Source organism: Williamsia sp. Y853 (genome assembly GCF_056786495.1).
Genome location: NZ_JBXCJC010000004.1, coordinates 612,522 through 626,216 on the forward strand (window position 1 = coordinate 612,522; position 13,695 = coordinate 626,216).

Here is a 13,695-nt window from a genome sequence, read left to right on the forward strand (position 1 = left end):
GGCGGAGGAGGAAGGCATAGCGGAGCTATACCGACCGACGACAACGCCGCCAGGCGCCGATCGAACGACGGAGACTGCAAAAGAACTTTTGACTCGGGGCACTAGATGCTCGTGCGGTCGTACAGATCGAGATGCGCTGCCACGGCACCGTTGGAACGACGTTGCGAAGGAATCGTTTCAACGCCGATCCGGTGTCGCAATGTGCATGAAACACGGCAAGTGCAGCCTTGCTCGCATGGACTTTGGCGTCTTCATCCCCATCGGCAACAACGGCTGGCTCATCAGTGAGGCTGCACCGCAGTACAAACCGAGTTTCGAACTGAACAAGGAGATCGTGCAGAAGGCCGAGGCGGCCGGGTTCGACTTCGCCCTGTCGATGATCAAGTTCCGGGGATTCGGTGGCAAGACCGAGTTCTGGGACCACAATCTCGAATCGTTCACCCTGATGGCAGGCCTGGCCGCCGTCACCGAGAAGATCAAGCTCTACGCGTCGACCGGCATCCTGGCCCTGCCACCCGCGCTGGTTGCGCGGATGGCATCGACCATCGATTCGATTGCCCCGGGACGCTTCGGGATCAACATCGTCTCGGGTTGGGCTCCGGCCGAGTACACCCAGATGGGTCTGTGGCCGGGTGATGAGCACTTCGGCAACCGCTACGACCGCGCCACCGAATATGTGCAGGTCATCCGGGAGCTACAGGACACCGGCGTCAGCAATCACGTCGGTGAGTTCTATCAGATGGAAGATTGTCGACTCTCGCCGCGACCGGCGGGTGGGACGGTGCCGATCGTTGCCGCCGGGCAGTCCGCACGCGGCATGAAGTTCGCCGCCGAGCATGCCGATTACAACTTCGTACTCGGCTCCGGCGTCAACACTCCGACTGCGTTCGAGCCCACCGTTTCCGCAATGGTTGCGGCGGCGGCGGAATCGGGCCGCGATGTGGGGGCGCTGGCACTGTTCATGGTGATTGCCGATGAGACGGATGAGGCAGCGCAGGCGAAGTGGGATGACTACAACGCGAACGCCGACGCCGATGCACTGAGCTTCATGGTCGAACAGACCGAGACCGACAAGACCGCAGGCGAAGGTTCGACGGCCAAAACGATCTCGCTGCCCGAGGGCGCCGTGAATCTCAACATGGGGACGATTGTCGGATCGTTCGAGACCTGCGCGAAGATGCTCGATGAGGTTGCCGCGATCAACGGAGTCAAGGGCATCATGCTGGTTTTTGACGATTTCGTCGCAGGTGTCGAGAACTTCGGAAGCAGGATCCAGCCGCTGCTGCAGTGCCGCAAGGACGTTGTCGGCGTCGCGTCGTGAGTTGGCAGGATGACCACGAAGACAGTTACGCGACAGGCGGTTTCGATGGCCACCTGGAGCCCGGGACCCGCCCGGCGCTGCTGATCGTCGACCCGGCGCGCGCCTACGTCGATCCGGACTGCGGCCTGTTCATCGGCGAACCCGCAACAGCCGTCGTCGACGCGATGCGTTCTCTACTGGCCGCGGCACGCGCCGCCCGGATCCCGGTGGTCGTGACCGAGGTGGTTCTGCGGCCGGACCTCGCAGACGCCGGAGTGTTCGGCCGTAAGGTGCCGTCTTTGAAAGCCTTCACCCCTCAGAACCCTTTCGGTGAGTTCGTCGAAGGGCTCGAACCGGCCGCCGACGAGCTTCGCCTGACCAAGCAGTACCCGAGCGCCTACTTCGGCACGCCGTTGGCGGCATACCTGACCTCGTTGCAGGTCGATACGGTGCTCATCGCCGGATTCTCGACCAGCGGATGCGTACGCGCCTCCACCTTGGACACCATGCAGTACGGGTTCGTGCCGATCGTGGTCGCCGATGCGGCAGGTGACCGGGTACGGGCCATCCACGAGGCCAATCTCTTCGACATCGGGGCGAAGATGGGCGAGGTGTGGTCGCTACGGCGTGCCGAAGACTATCTGTCGGCGATAGCTCGGATCAGCTTGTGACAGAAGGACCCAGAGCGTATGTGTCGGCAAAAGCCTGGCTCGGTGGGATCACGGCAACCGGGACTGCTCCGGTGTTGCTGGTGGACGCGCCGGCCGTCATCGGGGTGATCGCAGATGAATCGTCGCAGAATATTCGGTGAACTGTCCTCTCGATCAGATTGAGTACGAACATGTCTCGGTACATTGGGGCCAGTGATCTCACGCGGGCGGATGAATCAGTCCGTGGTGTTTCGGGCTGTTGTCGCCACGATCGTCCTCACAGCTCTGGCGATTGCCGCGTATCTGGTTCCCATCCCGTCGATAGAAAGTCTTCGTGATTGGGCCGACTCCTTCGGATTCGCATTCACCGCACTGTTTTTCCTCGGCTACGGGGTCATCACGATCTTCCCTGCGCCGAGGTCGGCATTCAGTGTGTCCGCCGGGCTGCTGTTCGGTCCGGTGACCGGATTTGTCGGTTCGATGCTGGCGACAACGTTCGCGGCCATCGTGGCCTTTGTCCTCGTCCGCCGCTATGGACGCGAACGGATCAAGCCCTATCTACGGTCTCCGGTGGCCCGCTCGATAGAACAGCGGATGGAGCGCCGCGGGTGGCTTGCCGTCGGGTCGCTCCGGATGATCGTGCCGTTTCCGTTCACCGCCACCAACTACATCGCGGCACTGTCGTCGATCAGGTTCGTTCCCTACCTGGTGGCCACCATTGTCGGGGTCATGCCCGCCACGGCCGCAGTGGTCATCGTCGGCGATGCGCTGGCCGGTGATGGGAGCGCGGGGATGATCGCACTGTCGGCGGGGTTGTTCGCGCTGGGTATCGTCGGGTTGGTGGTCGATGCGCGACTGGGTGTTCCGCAGGCCGCTGCCACGGACGGGCCGACCCTCACCGACGATGCCCGATGAGTGGGCCTGGTCAGCGTTGCCCGTCGGCCCGAATCGCCGCACCCGCCGCTGCCGTACTGCTGGCTTCTTCTTCGAGTTTCCGCAGATAGGGAATGACCTCGTCGCGGATCGCGGTGTTGTAGGCCTCCGGTTGCTGCTTCGGGTTGGCGTGCCCGGTACTGGGCATTCGCACCACAAACAATCGCCCGGAAGGTCCGCCGGTCGTATCGAAGAGGACCTTCTGCGAGTAGTCGACGTCGACAACGGGATCGTCGGTGGCGAAGTCCGGGCGCAGGAAGATGATCGCCGGGAACGGACGATCGCCGGCTTCCTTGCTGATGGTGGCAAGGTCATCTGAGGCGCCGGAAGCCGCGATGGCAAGAAATTGGGATTGGATCAGCCCGTTGCTGGCGGCGTCGGTGTTGAAGATCTTGGTTCTCAGCACGTCGCGGATGGTCTCGCCCAAAGCCAGCGGGTCGAGGAGTGGGTGCCGTGCGGAGTCCGTCAACAGGTACTGATCCTTGCGCGCCACCGTCTCGACAACGAGACGCAGACCGCGGCTTTCCCTGGCTCCGGGGAGCCAGCCCATCCACCGGAGTAGGTCTTCGCCGGCATCACGGCTACGTGGTCGGACCGCGTGGAGATTCACCGGTGTGCAGTCGAGTATGAGCGCGAGCAGCGTGACCTCGCTGTCATGGAAGATGTGCGTGCCCACCTCGATTGCGATGATGCCACCCATGCTGTGCCCGACCAGCACGATCTTGTCGATGCCCATCGACTGCGCGTAGGCGACGACGATACGACTGATGACGGCGGTGTCCAGACCCTCGTTGTCGTATTGCACCGCCCACACCTGTCCGATATCGGCCAGGGCCGGGAGTGCGCGCGCAGTGCCACTGGCATCGAGGTTTCCCAGGCCGACCATGTCGACCACGGCGGTGTCATCGTTGGCAGGATCTGCCGCGTCGTAGATGAAATGGATCTGAGGTTGTGTCTGCGCCAGCCGCTGCCGTTCAGGGGCAACGTCGAGAGCCCAGTACTGGGAACACAGGATCAACAGCGCCAACAGAACAAATCCGCTTCGCATCAGGAAACGCCGGAGTCCGCCGAAATGAATCCAATTGTGGCCCAGTCGGGTTGATCGCAGCGCTTCCTTGCGCCGCTCATCGCTCCAGTCGGCGACCGGATGATGTGACCCGCCGAGACCTCGTGTCATCCTCCCCAGCGTAGCGACGTTTCCCCACTCTGAACCGGTTGTGGACCGGTGTGTGATTCCATGGAATACATGGAATTCGGAATCTCGACATTTGTCACCGACGAGGGCATTCGACCCGATGTGCTGGGCAAGGCGCTCGAAGAACGCGGATTCGATTCGTTGTTCCTGGCCGAACACTCGCATATCCCGGTGAACCGCGAATCGCCCTATCCGGGCGGCGGCGACCTGCCCAGGGTGTACTACCGGACGCTGGATCCGTTCCTGGCGCTGACCGCTGCAGCCGGCGTCACCACCCGGTTGCTGCTGGGAACCGGCATTGCGTTGCTTCCACAACGAGACCTGATCCACACCGCGAAACAGGTTGCGACGCTTGACCTGCTCTCTGGAGGACGGGCCGCATTCGGCGTAGGTGTCGGCTGGAACCGGGAGGAGATGCGGAACCACGGAACCGACCCGCGGACCCGTGGTGCATTGATCAATGAGCAACTTGCCGCGATGAAGGCCATCTGGACGCAGGACGAGGCAGAGTTTCACGGGGAACACATCGATTTCGATCCGATCTACTGCTGGCCGAAGCCGGTCCAATCGCCGCATCCGCCCATCTACATCGGTGGTGAGAGTCCCGCAGCGCTGGCTCGGCTGGTCGAGTTCGGTGACGCCTGGCTTCCTCGAGCCCACACCAGTTCGGAGGAGCTCATCCGGGTGCGTGCGGTGTTGGCAGAGCGCGGGCGCCCGGACATCCCGTTCACGATCTTCGCGGCCGGATCGTCAACCGAAGAACTCGACGGCTACGCGCGTGCCGACGTCGAACGCGTGACGTTCCTGCTGAAAACGGCGCCGCAGGTGGAGACGCTGCGTCAGCTCGACCAGTTGGCCGCCGCGGCCGAACCGTATCGCTGATCCGATGGATCCCGATGTCGCGCGGGCTGCTCTCGAAGCCGATCGGTCCGAGACCACCGACCTGATCAAACAGATGTCGGCCAGGCTCGCTTCCGTTGTCGATGCGGCAGCCGAGGGAACCGCTGACGACGAGCACGATCCCGAGGGTTCGACATTGGCGTTCGAACGGGGACAACTCGTCGCCCAGATCGAGCGATCCGAGATCAGGGTGGCGGAAATCGACATCGCTCTCGAACGGATTGCGCAGGGTACGTACGGCCTCTGCGAACGCTGCGGCGCGCAGATCGGGGCGGCCCGGCTCGAAGTACTTCCGGCGACGCGCCTGTGTATCAATTGCGCGACGTCGAGGGATCAGTCCAGGCGCTGGTGAGAACCGAGAACGAGGAGTTGATGTCGTGAGTACATTCCAGAAGGTCGCTGCCGCGGTCAACAAGGTGGTGGTGCCCGCTGTCGCGGCCCCTGGCCTGAGCAAACTGACCGGTGGATCGATGGTGGTGATCAGCTACACCGGACGCAGATCGGGAAAATCGGTTCGGCTGCCGGTGAGTTACAGACGCACCGGCAACGAAGTGCTCATCAGGGTGGGGATGCCCGACAAGAAGAACTGGTGGCGCAACTTCCTCGGCGAAGGTGGCCCGATCACGCTGGCACTGCCGGACGGTGATCGGACAGGGCATGCGGTCGCCCGCCGCAGTGACTCGGGCGCGGTCAGCGTGACCGTGAACCTGGACGAGTCATCCACAACCTGAGTAAACGCTCCACATCTACGAAGACGCTCCACATGTTTGTGGAGCGTCTTCGTACATGTGGAGCGTTTGCGGGTGGGGGATGGGGGTCGGATCAGGCGACGTAGTCGGCCATGACGTCGGCGAGGGCCTCGGCGCCGCGGTGGCAGTCGATTTCCTCGGCGAACTCGTGCGGGGAGTGTGAGACGCCGGTGGGGTTGCGCACGAACAACATCGCCGTCGGCACCTTCGCCGACAGGACCCCGGCATCGTGGCCTGCGGCGGTGGGGAGCACCGGGATGTCTCCGAGGTGACCGAGGGCATTTTGCAGGCGATTGCGGATGTCGTCGGGGAACTCGACGATCGGGGAGATCGACTCGGCGACGATGTTCAGGTCGATGCCGTCGCGCTCGGCGTGGGCGCGGGCCTCGGCCGAGATCGTCTCGACCAGCGCGGTCAGCGTCGGTTCATCCGCGGCGCGGGCATCGAGCCAGGCCATCACCTCGGACGGGATCGCGTTGGCGCCGTTGGGCAATACCCGCGCCTTGCCGAAGGTGGCCACCGCGTCGTGCACCGCGGCGGCCCCGCGCGCGGTGTGGACCGACGAAGCGAAGGCGAGCATCGGATCGCGGCGGTCGACGAGGCGGGTGGCACCGGCATGGTTGGCCTCGCCGGTGAAATCGAACAACCAGCGACCGTGGGGCCAGATCGACGACGCGACCGCGATCGGCTGATCGACCAGGTCGAGTCCGCGCCCCTGCTCGACATGTAGTTCGACGTATACGCCGACACGGTCGACGAGGGTGGGGTCGGTACCCAGATGCGCTGGATTGCGTCCCGACGACGTGAGCGCTTCGGCGAGGGAGATTCCCTGGGCATCACGCAGTTTCAGCGCGCGCTGCGGTGTGCGCGCACCGGTGCTGAGTTGGGAGCCCACGCAGGCGACACCGAAGCGCGCACCTTCCTCGTCCGAGAAGGCGGTGATGGCAATCGGTTTCGCCGGGGTGATGCCGCGGTCGCGGACGATGTCGATGGCAGCGAACGCCGAGACCACACCCAGCGGGCCGTCGTAGGCGCCGCCATCGGGTACTGAATCCAGGTGCGAGCCGGTGACGAATGCGTCGCGGGGATCGCCGACCCATCCCTCCGGCAACCACCATGCCCAGAGGTTTCCGTTGTGGTCTTCTTCCACGGACATGCCACGGGCCGATGCTTCGCCGGTGAACCACTCGCGCAATGTCATGTCGGCGTCGTTCCAGGCGAAGCGCCGGTAACCGCCGGTGGTTGCACGACCGACATCGAGTATCGACGCCCACATGGAGTCGAAGGTCTTCATCTCTTCCCAATCATTCGGAATAGTTATCGGGGTAGGCCGTGACCGCCAGGAACCGGATCGGCAAGCGAGTCAGTTCTTTTGGTCCGTGGATACCCTCGCCGTCGAGGAGGAGTGAATCCCCGGCGCGCAGCGTGTAGTCGGAATTGTCATGGCTGTAAACCATTTCGCCCTCGAGCATGTGTAACAGTTCGGTGCCCGGATGCTGGAAGCGCGGACTGATCGTGGTGTCCGACAGCAGCGTCACCACCACGGACTCGAGGCGCCGATGCTGACCGCGCAACGCCCCGAGGAGTTCGTAGTGATGTCCGGCCCGGGTCCCACGCCCGACGATCTCCGCGCCGGTACCCGCCCTGGTGAACACCGATTCGCGCTGCGTCTTCTCACCGCGGAACAGCGAGGTGACCGGAACATCCAGTGCCGTCGCCAGTTTGGAGAGGGTCCCGAGACTGCAGGATGCCTGCGCGTTCTCGATCTTCGAGAGCATCGACTTGGAGATACCGGTGCGGGTGGCCATCTCGCTCACCGAGAGCCCGGCGGTGATGCGTAACCGCCGGGTTTGCGACCCGATGACTGCTTCGAGCGAGTCGGGATCGAAGCCACCGTGGTCGACCTCGCGCGCGGTGGTGTCCTCGACCACCGCACGCGCCGGTGACACCGGGGTGACCAAGGTCAGTACCTGCCCGGGATCCAGGTGGTGCCGGCCAGCGGAACCCGTGCCATCGCCGAAGCCTCGACGGTCAGGGCCACCAGATCCTCCGGTTCGAGGTTGCGCAGATGCGACTTGCCGCACGCGCGGGCCAGCGTCTGGGCCTCCATGGTCAGGACACGCAGGTAGTTGGCCAACCGGCGCCCACCCTCGACGGGATCGAGGTTCGCCGACAGCTCCGGATCCTGGGTGGTGATGCCCGCGGGATCGCGACCTGCCTGGAAATCGTCGTAGAACCCGGCGTCGGATCCCAGTGCCCGGTACTGATCGGCGTAGCGAGGACTGTTGTCGCCCAATGCGATCAGTGCTGCGGTACCGATGGCGACGGCGTCTGCACCGAGAGCCATCGCCTTTGCGACGTCGGCGCCGCTGCGGATTCCACCGGAGACGATGAGCTGGACCTTGCGGTGCACATCCATCTCCTGCAACGCCTGGACCGCTTGCGGGATGGCAGCGAGGGTCGGGATGCCGACGTGCTCGATGAACACGTCCTGGGTGGCTGCGGTGCCGCCCTGCATACCGTCGACGACCACCACGTCGGCTCCGGCCTTGACAGCCAGTTTGACGTCGTAATAGGTGCGGGTCGCGCCGACCTTGATGTAGATGGGCTTTTCCCAGTTGGTGATCTCGCGGAGCTCGATGATCTTGATCGCGAGGTCGTCGGGGCCGGTCCAGTCGGGATGTCGGCAGGCGCTGCGCTGGTCGACACCCATGGGCAGGGTCCGCATCCCGGCAACGCGTTCGGTGATCTTCTGGCCGAGCAGCATCCCGCCGCCTCCTGGCTTGGCGCCCTGACCGAGGACGATCTCGATGGCGTCGGCCTTGCGCAGGTCATCGGGATTCATGCCGTATCGCGATGGAAGGTACTGGTAGACAAGGTTCTTCGACTGACCGCGCTCTTCCGGCGTCATGCCGCCGTCGCCGGTGGTCGTCGAGGTCCCGACTTCACTGGCGCCGCGGCCGAGTGCCTCTTTGGCCTGGCCCGAAAGGGCGCCAAAGCTCATACCCGCGATGGTGATCGGAATGTCGAGGTGCAGTGGGAACTTGGCATGGGTGTCACCGAGAACCACATCGGTGTCGCACTTCTCGCGGTAACCCTCGAGCGGGTAGCGGGACATCGAGGCGCCGAGGAACAGCAGATCGTCGAAGTGCGGGAGTTTGCGTTTGGCACCCCAGCCGCGGATGTCATAGATGCCGGTTTCTGCTGCTCGCTGGATCTCGGCGATCACACCGCGATCGAAGGTTGCCGATTCACGCAGGGTCGGGTTGTGGGTCATGAAGTCGTCTCCTGGAACATCGAGATGTCAATACGCACGGGGCGTTAGTACGCGGCCGCGTTGTCGACGTGGAAGTTGTAGAGCCGGCGGGCCGAACCGTAGCGGGTGAAATCGGCCGGGTCCGCATCGATCCCGGCGGCGCCGAGCAGTTCGGCGAGCTCGGCGAGGTGCTCGTCGCGCATCTCTTTCTTGATGCAGTCGGCACCGAGGGAGGCGACTGTGCCCCGGACGTAGATCCGGGCCTCGTAGAGCGAATCACCCAGGGCCTCGCCGGCATCACCGCAGACCACCAGACGCCCGGCCTGACCCATGAATGCGCTCATGTGCCCGATGTTGCCGCCGACCACGATGTCGACACCCTTCATCGAGATACCGCACCGGGCTGCTGCGTTGCCGTCGATGACCAGCAGGCCACCGTGCGCGGTGGCGCCTGCCGACTGCGATGCATCTCCGTGGACCCGCACAGTGCCCGACATCATGTTCTCGGCGAGGCCGACTCCGGCGTTGCCGTTGATCGTGACGGTGGCCTGTTGGTTCATCCCGGCGCAGTAGTAGCCGACGTGACCGTCGATGGTGACGTCGATGTCCTTGTCGAGCCCGCACGCCAGGGCGTGCGCACCCTGCGGCGCGGTGATGACGGACTGCTTCGGGGCCTGTGTCGACTGCAGGGTTTCGTTGACGGCCCGGACCGTTGTCGAGAGCAGGTCGAAGGCCGCGACCTCGGTGGCGTCGGTGGTGGTCGGGGTGTCGGTCACTGACGGTGCCATACGTACACCTCTTCTGGTTCGGGTTCGAAAATGCGGGCGGATTCGACGCCGGGCAGTCCTGCCAGGGCGCGGTACTCGGAGGCCATCGCCACCCACCGGTCGGTTTCGGCGATGACGGCGGGCTTGCAGGAGATCGCGTCGCGGACAACGGCAAAGGAGTCGCTGTCCGACACGAGCAGTGTGTAGAAGCCGTCGAACCGCTCGTTGAGCATCAACAAGGCCTTCTCCAGGTCGACACCTTCGGCCAGTTGCTTGGCCACGTATCGGGCGCCGACCTCCGTGTCGTTCTCGCTGTCGAAGACCACGCCGTGGCGCTCGAGATCGTGCTTGATCGACATGTGGTTGGAGAACGAACCGTTGTGCACCAGGCACTGGTCCGGGCCCACCGAGAACGGGTGCGAACCGGTTGCGGTGACCGCGGATTCGGTGGCCATCCTGGTGTGGGCAACGCCCTGCCACCCCGACGCGTCGGGTAGTCCGAAACGGTGTGCGAGCTCGGTGGGGTTGCCCATGCCCTTGAGGACGGTGACGTCACTGCCGAAGCCGATGATCAGGGCGGTCGGCGCGACGGCACGGACCGCGGCGACGAGTTCTTCCGACGGCACCGGTGCATGGACCACAGTGGTGGGGTCGAGGTCGATGACGGTTGCTTCCACACTGATCGCTGCGGTCAGCGCTGCGGCGAGTTCGCCTGCCGGCAGCGGACTCTCGAGAAGCGAGACGGTCGCGTGACCCTCGGGTGACCAGATGGGGTCGCCGTAGATGGACATGCCGGCCGAGTCGGGGCCGCGGTCGCACATCGCATCGAGCATGCCGGTCAGCAGTGTGCCCAGTTGGGGATACAGTGCCCGGTCACGTAGGTGCAAGCCCACGATTCCACACATGTCGAACTCCTGTTCTGAAAGTGGGTGGTGGTCAGAAGGCGGTGAGGTATTGATCGATCTCCCAGGCGGAAACCGTGTTGTGCCAGGCGAAGAACTCTTCGCGTTTGCGCTGGGCGAAGTACTCGCTGACACCGGGGCCCGCGACGTCGAGGGCCGCGGTCAGGACGTCGTCTTTGTCGAGTGCGTCCATCGCGTGCAGCAACGTCATGGGCAGCATTTCACTGGGGCTGTCACCGCTGCCCGGCGAACCGGGGTCGAGATTGCGGCGGACGCCGTCGAGTCCGGCTGCGATGGCCCCGGCCGCAGCCAGGTACGGGTTGGCGCTGCCGTCGCCGCCGCGGAGTTCGACGCGATTGTGGTCGGGCACGCGCAGATAGTGGGTGCGGTCGTTGCCGCCGTAGGTGGCGTAGCGGGGTGACCAGGTGGCACCGCTGCTGGTCGTGGTGGCGCCGGTTCGCTTGTACGAGTTGACGGTCGGTGCGATGACGGCTTGCAGGGCACAGGCATGCTCGAGGATGCCTGCGATGAACGCGTAGGCGGTGGACGACAGTCCCAGGCCTTTGTCGTCGTCGGCGTCCGGGAAGACGGCTCCGTTCTCATTCCACAGTGACAGATGCATGTGCATCCCGGATCCGGTGCGGTCGGTGAACGGCTTCGGCATGAATGTGGCCTGCATGCCCCGCTTTTCGGCAATGACTGACAGTAGGTAACGGGCGGTGATGACCCGGTCGGCGGTGATCATGGCGTCCGCGTAGTCGAAGTTCTGCTCGAACTGACCGTTGGCGTCCTCGTGGTCGTTGGCGTAGTTGCCCCAGCCGAGCGCGTTCATCGCACTGGAGATCTCGGTGAGGTGGTCGTACATGCGTGTCACGTCGCGGGCGTCATAACACGGTTGGCGACTGGAATCCGATGTGTCGGCGGTGGTCAACTCGCCTGACTCACCCCTGTTGACAAGGAAGTACTCGATCTCGGCGCCGACATTGACGGTGAAGCCGAGGTTTGCCGCCTGGCGCAAGGTCTCCTTGAGGATGATGCGCGGCGCATACGGCCACGGCTTGCCCTCGACGTGGGGATCACAATGCACGAGAGCCAAACCTGGCTGCACAAAGGGGATCGGGGTGAACGACGACGCGTCGGGCATCGCAACCAGATCGGGATCTTTGGGTTCCTGACCCATCATCCCGGCGGCGTAGCCGGCAAAACCGACGCCGTCCTGTTCCAGCTGGCGGACGGCCTGCGCCGGAACGAGTTTGGCACAGGGCTTTCCGGACAGCGTGACGAACAACGCCAGGATGAACGTGGTGCCGGTGGCGTGGACAATCTCTGTCAAGGTCGGTTCGGCAGCGGGAACCGTGGGTGTGAAGGCTTCGGCGGCGTCGATGGCCATGGCAGGCTCCTGGTCGGGGACGGTCGATGGAATAGAGGTGGTGGTCATCGCATCTCACCTGCACCTTCATAAGGATTCAGGCTCAGAAGTAGATCGTTCTCTGCGAAACGGCTGTACCGGAAGTCGCGCGGATCCACGTTCGGCAAGGTGGTGGTCCCGGTGGCGAGGAGGTCGGCGACGAGTTCGCCGACGGCGGGGGAGATCTTGAATCCGTGACCGGAGAATCCGGTCGCCAGGAAGAGACCGTCGACCGGAGAAGGTCCGATGATCGGGTTGTAATCGGGTGTCACGTCGTACGCGCCCACGTACGAGCTCGTGATCCGCGGATCGGGCATGTCAGGCAGCCTGCTGTCGAGCTTCATGATCGTCTTCTCGACGGTGCTCTCATCGGCGCGGTTCACGAAGTTGTCGGGGTCGATGTACTGCGGTGTCTGGTGATCGGAGTTACCAACGAGCAGTTCGCCATTCGGTTCCCGGCAGATGTACTGCAGGCCTGCCAGGTAGGCCTCACCGCGTCCACCGAGTGGTTCGTAGGCAAATGCGGCAAAGTCGTCGAGGTGCAGGCCGGGCCAGAGATCAGCCATGGTGTCGTGCCCGATGAAGTCGACGTCGATGCCCAAACCTTGCATCATCGCTACGTTCGCCTTGAGCGGGACGAGGTTGTTCTCGCCGACGCCGACCACGTAGCCACACTGGCGGAAGGCCATGTCGTCGCCGAAGAGTTCGGTTGCGCGGGTGAAGATGTCGACGCTGTACCACGACATCGCCGCCAGTGACGGGGTGCCGTAGTGACAGCGCACGACACCGCTGGACTTGCCGGTCATCCCCGAGCAAAGGGTGTCGCGTTCGAGGACAAGGACTTCGGTCTCGCCGCGGTTGGCGAGCGACCAGGCGATGGCAAGTCCTTCGAGTCCGCCACCCACGATCACGTACTTCGCAGTTTCTGTCACAGTCGACTTTCTGGTGGGTAACCGGTGAAGTTCTTCTGGCTCGCGTTCTCTGACTGGTGTTTCGTAGTATGACTCGACGTTGTATGACAGGAAACAGTTCCGATATGACGAACTTGTTTCCGACTGATCAACCCAGCGTGACAAAGTTGGTGGTCCGGGCGCGAAGTTTGTGTTCGCCCAGCGTCTTGCGCGGTGCGGCACGGTCAGCGAATTAACACCGCTGCAATCGGCAATGTGGTTTCCTCTCAATACCCACAGTTTCATGAGCGCGCTCAGTTTGAGTCGCGTTGACCCGGGAGGACCACATGACCACCACAGATTCCGACAAAGTTGCCCCATTCCGGGTCACCTCCCAGTTCTGGGAAGGCCTGCCGCAGATGCCGATCAGTGAGTATCCGGGAACCGAAGGATTCATCGACGACGTCTATGCCAACCCGGAAGGGTCGGAGATGTCGGCCGGCTACTTCGAACTCAAGAACACTGACGCGCCGCTCGACTACTACTACGCGTACGACGAGATGAAGGTTGTGCTCGAAGGGACGTTTCGGCTCGAGAATCTTGAGACCGGTCAGGTGGACCACGCCGGACCGAAGGACGCGATCTTCTTTCCGAAGGGTTCGCGGATCAGGTTCACCACCCCCGACCGGGCGTTGGCGTTCTTCGTCGGCCATCGCTCGTTCGCGCCGTAGCGATGGCGGTGTCG

At 63.7% G+C, this 13,695-nt stretch carries 15 protein-coding genes; 7 read left to right on the forward strand and 8 right to left on the reverse strand.

The window, feature by feature from the left end; genetic code table 11:
• Nucleotides 1-235: 235 nt before the first annotated feature.
• From rutA to AC1TPF_RS23455, 3 genes are all read left to right on the forward strand, one after another.
• A complete protein-coding gene (gene rutA / locus AC1TPF_RS23445; RefSeq protein ID WP_482140345.1) occupies nucleotides 236-1,321 on the forward strand; it encodes a pyrimidine utilization protein A in 1,086 nt (361 codons plus the stop codon).
• Nucleotides 1,318-1,971, forward strand: coding sequence for an isochorismatase family protein (locus AC1TPF_RS23450; protein ID WP_482145426.1), 654 nt, complete (start codon nucleotides 1,318-1,320; stop codon nucleotides 1,969-1,971). Before rutA ends, AC1TPF_RS23450 begins: the two co-directional genes overlap by 4 nt.
• Before the next feature lie 192 nt (nucleotides 1,972-2,163).
• Entirely contained in the window at nucleotides 2,164-2,865 is a 702-nt protein-coding gene (locus tag AC1TPF_RS23455; protein WP_482145427.1) for a TVP38/TMEM64 family protein, read from the forward strand.
• A gap of 10 nt (nucleotides 2,866-2,875) precedes the next feature.
• Here AC1TPF_RS23455 and AC1TPF_RS23460 read toward each other — a convergent pair whose 3' ends face one another.
• On the reverse strand, nucleotides 2,876-4,060 hold the full coding sequence (locus tag AC1TPF_RS23460) for an alpha/beta fold hydrolase (RefSeq protein ID WP_482140339.1): 1,185 nt from the start codon (nucleotides 4,058-4,060) through the stop codon (nucleotides 2,876-2,878).
• Between the two features lie 69 nt (nucleotides 4,061-4,129).
• Between AC1TPF_RS23460 and AC1TPF_RS23465 the strand changes: the two genes are divergently transcribed.
• The 3 genes from AC1TPF_RS23465 to AC1TPF_RS23475 are packed head-to-tail and all read left to right on the forward strand — an operon-like array spanning nucleotide 4,130 to nucleotide 5,709.
• Nucleotides 4,130-4,960: an LLM class F420-dependent oxidoreductase gene (locus tag AC1TPF_RS23465; RefSeq protein ID WP_482140337.1), complete on the forward strand. Its 831-nt coding sequence runs from the start codon at nucleotides 4,130-4,132 to the stop codon at nucleotides 4,958-4,960.
• 4 nt (nucleotides 4,961-4,964) lie between these two features.
• Nucleotides 4,965-5,330 (forward strand): TraR/DksA family transcriptional regulator, encoded by a 366-nt coding sequence (locus tag AC1TPF_RS23470; protein ID WP_482140335.1) that lies wholly within the window; start codon nucleotides 4,965-4,967, stop codon nucleotides 5,328-5,330.
• 25 nt (nucleotides 5,331-5,355) lie between these two features.
• Entirely contained in the window at nucleotides 5,356-5,709 is a 354-nt protein-coding gene (locus AC1TPF_RS23475) for a PNPOx family protein (RefSeq protein WP_482145428.1), read from the forward strand.
• A gap of 91 nt (nucleotides 5,710-5,800) precedes the next feature.
• On the opposite strand, the gene AC1TPF_RS23480 is transcribed toward AC1TPF_RS23475, so the two are convergent.
• Genes AC1TPF_RS23480 through AC1TPF_RS23510 form a run of 7 tightly spaced genes read right to left on the reverse strand, consistent with a single transcriptional unit; the run spans nucleotide 5,801 to nucleotide 12,992 of the window.
• Nucleotides 5,801-7,021, reverse strand: coding sequence for an allantoate amidohydrolase (locus AC1TPF_RS23480; RefSeq protein WP_482145429.1), 1,221 nt, complete (start codon nucleotides 7,019-7,021; stop codon nucleotides 5,801-5,803).
• A 10-nt stretch (nucleotides 7,022-7,031) separates the two neighbouring features.
• Nucleotides 7,032-7,688, reverse strand: coding sequence for a helix-turn-helix domain-containing protein (locus tag AC1TPF_RS23485; RefSeq protein WP_482145430.1), 657 nt, complete (start codon nucleotides 7,686-7,688; stop codon nucleotides 7,032-7,034).
• A 2-nt stretch (nucleotides 7,689-7,690) separates the two neighbouring features.
• Nucleotides 7,691-9,004 (reverse strand): FMN-binding glutamate synthase family protein, encoded by a 1,314-nt coding sequence (locus tag AC1TPF_RS23490; RefSeq protein WP_482145431.1) that lies wholly within the window; start codon nucleotides 9,002-9,004, stop codon nucleotides 7,691-7,693.
• A gap of 44 nt (nucleotides 9,005-9,048) precedes the next feature.
• Entirely contained in the window at nucleotides 9,049-9,771 is a 723-nt protein-coding gene (locus AC1TPF_RS23495) for a protein glxC (RefSeq protein ID WP_482145432.1), read from the reverse strand.
• A complete protein-coding gene (locus AC1TPF_RS23500) occupies nucleotides 9,756-10,655 on the reverse strand; it encodes a class II glutamine amidotransferase (protein WP_482145433.1) in 900 nt (299 codons plus the stop codon). Before AC1TPF_RS23500 ends, AC1TPF_RS23495 begins: the two co-directional genes overlap by 16 nt.
• 31 nt (nucleotides 10,656-10,686) lie before the next feature.
• Nucleotides 10,687-12,042, reverse strand: a complete 1,356-nt coding sequence (gene glnT / locus AC1TPF_RS23505; protein ID WP_482145566.1) for a type III glutamate--ammonia ligase — start codon at nucleotides 12,040-12,042, stop codon at nucleotides 10,687-10,689.
• Nucleotides 12,043-12,086: 44 nt separating this feature from the next.
• Complete coding sequence (locus AC1TPF_RS23510) at nucleotides 12,087-12,992, reverse strand: NAD(P)/FAD-dependent oxidoreductase (RefSeq protein ID WP_482145434.1); 906 nt, start codon at nucleotides 12,990-12,992, stop codon at nucleotides 12,087-12,089.
• Nucleotides 12,993-13,297: 305 nt separating this feature from the next.
• Between AC1TPF_RS23510 and AC1TPF_RS23515 the strand changes: the two genes are divergently transcribed.
• Nucleotides 13,298-13,681, forward strand: a complete 384-nt coding sequence (locus tag AC1TPF_RS23515) for a cupin domain-containing protein (RefSeq protein ID WP_482140323.1) — start codon at nucleotides 13,298-13,300, stop codon at nucleotides 13,679-13,681.
• The last annotated feature ends 14 nt before the right edge of the window (nucleotides 13,682-13,695 follow it).

Coding starts and splice junctions, on each gene's coding strand:
- AC1TPF_RS23460 (WP_482140339.1), bottom strand. CDS start 4,060: ATGACACGAGGTCTCGGCGGGTCACATCATCCGGTCGCCGACTGGAGC.
- rutA (WP_482140345.1), top strand. CDS start 236: ATGGACTTTGGCGTCTTCATCCCCATCGGCAACAACGGCTGGCTCATC.
- glnT (WP_482145566.1), bottom strand. CDS start 12,042: ATGGCCATCGACGCCGCCGAAGCCTTCACACCCACGGTTCCCGCTGCC.
- AC1TPF_RS23515 (WP_482140323.1), top strand. CDS start 13,298: ATGACCACCACAGATTCCGACAAAGTTGCCCCATTCCGGGTCACCTCC.
- AC1TPF_RS23495 (WP_482145432.1), bottom strand. CDS start 9,771: ATGGCACCGTCAGTGACCGACACCCCGACCACCACCGACGCCACCGAG.
- AC1TPF_RS23490 (WP_482145431.1), bottom strand. CDS start 9,004: ATGACCCACAACCCGACCCTGCGTGAATCGGCAACCTTCGATCGCGGT.
- AC1TPF_RS23480 (WP_482145429.1), bottom strand. CDS start 7,021: ATGAAGACCTTCGACTCCATGTGGGCGTCGATACTCGATGTCGGTCGT.
- AC1TPF_RS23500 (WP_482145433.1), bottom strand. CDS start 10,655: ATGTGTGGAATCGTGGGCTTGCACCTACGTGACCGGGCACTGTATCCC.
- AC1TPF_RS23470 (WP_482140335.1), top strand. CDS start 4,965: ATGGATCCCGATGTCGCGCGGGCTGCTCTCGAAGCCGATCGGTCCGAG.
- AC1TPF_RS23465 (WP_482140337.1), top strand. CDS start 4,130: ATGGAATTCGGAATCTCGACATTTGTCACCGACGAGGGCATTCGACCC.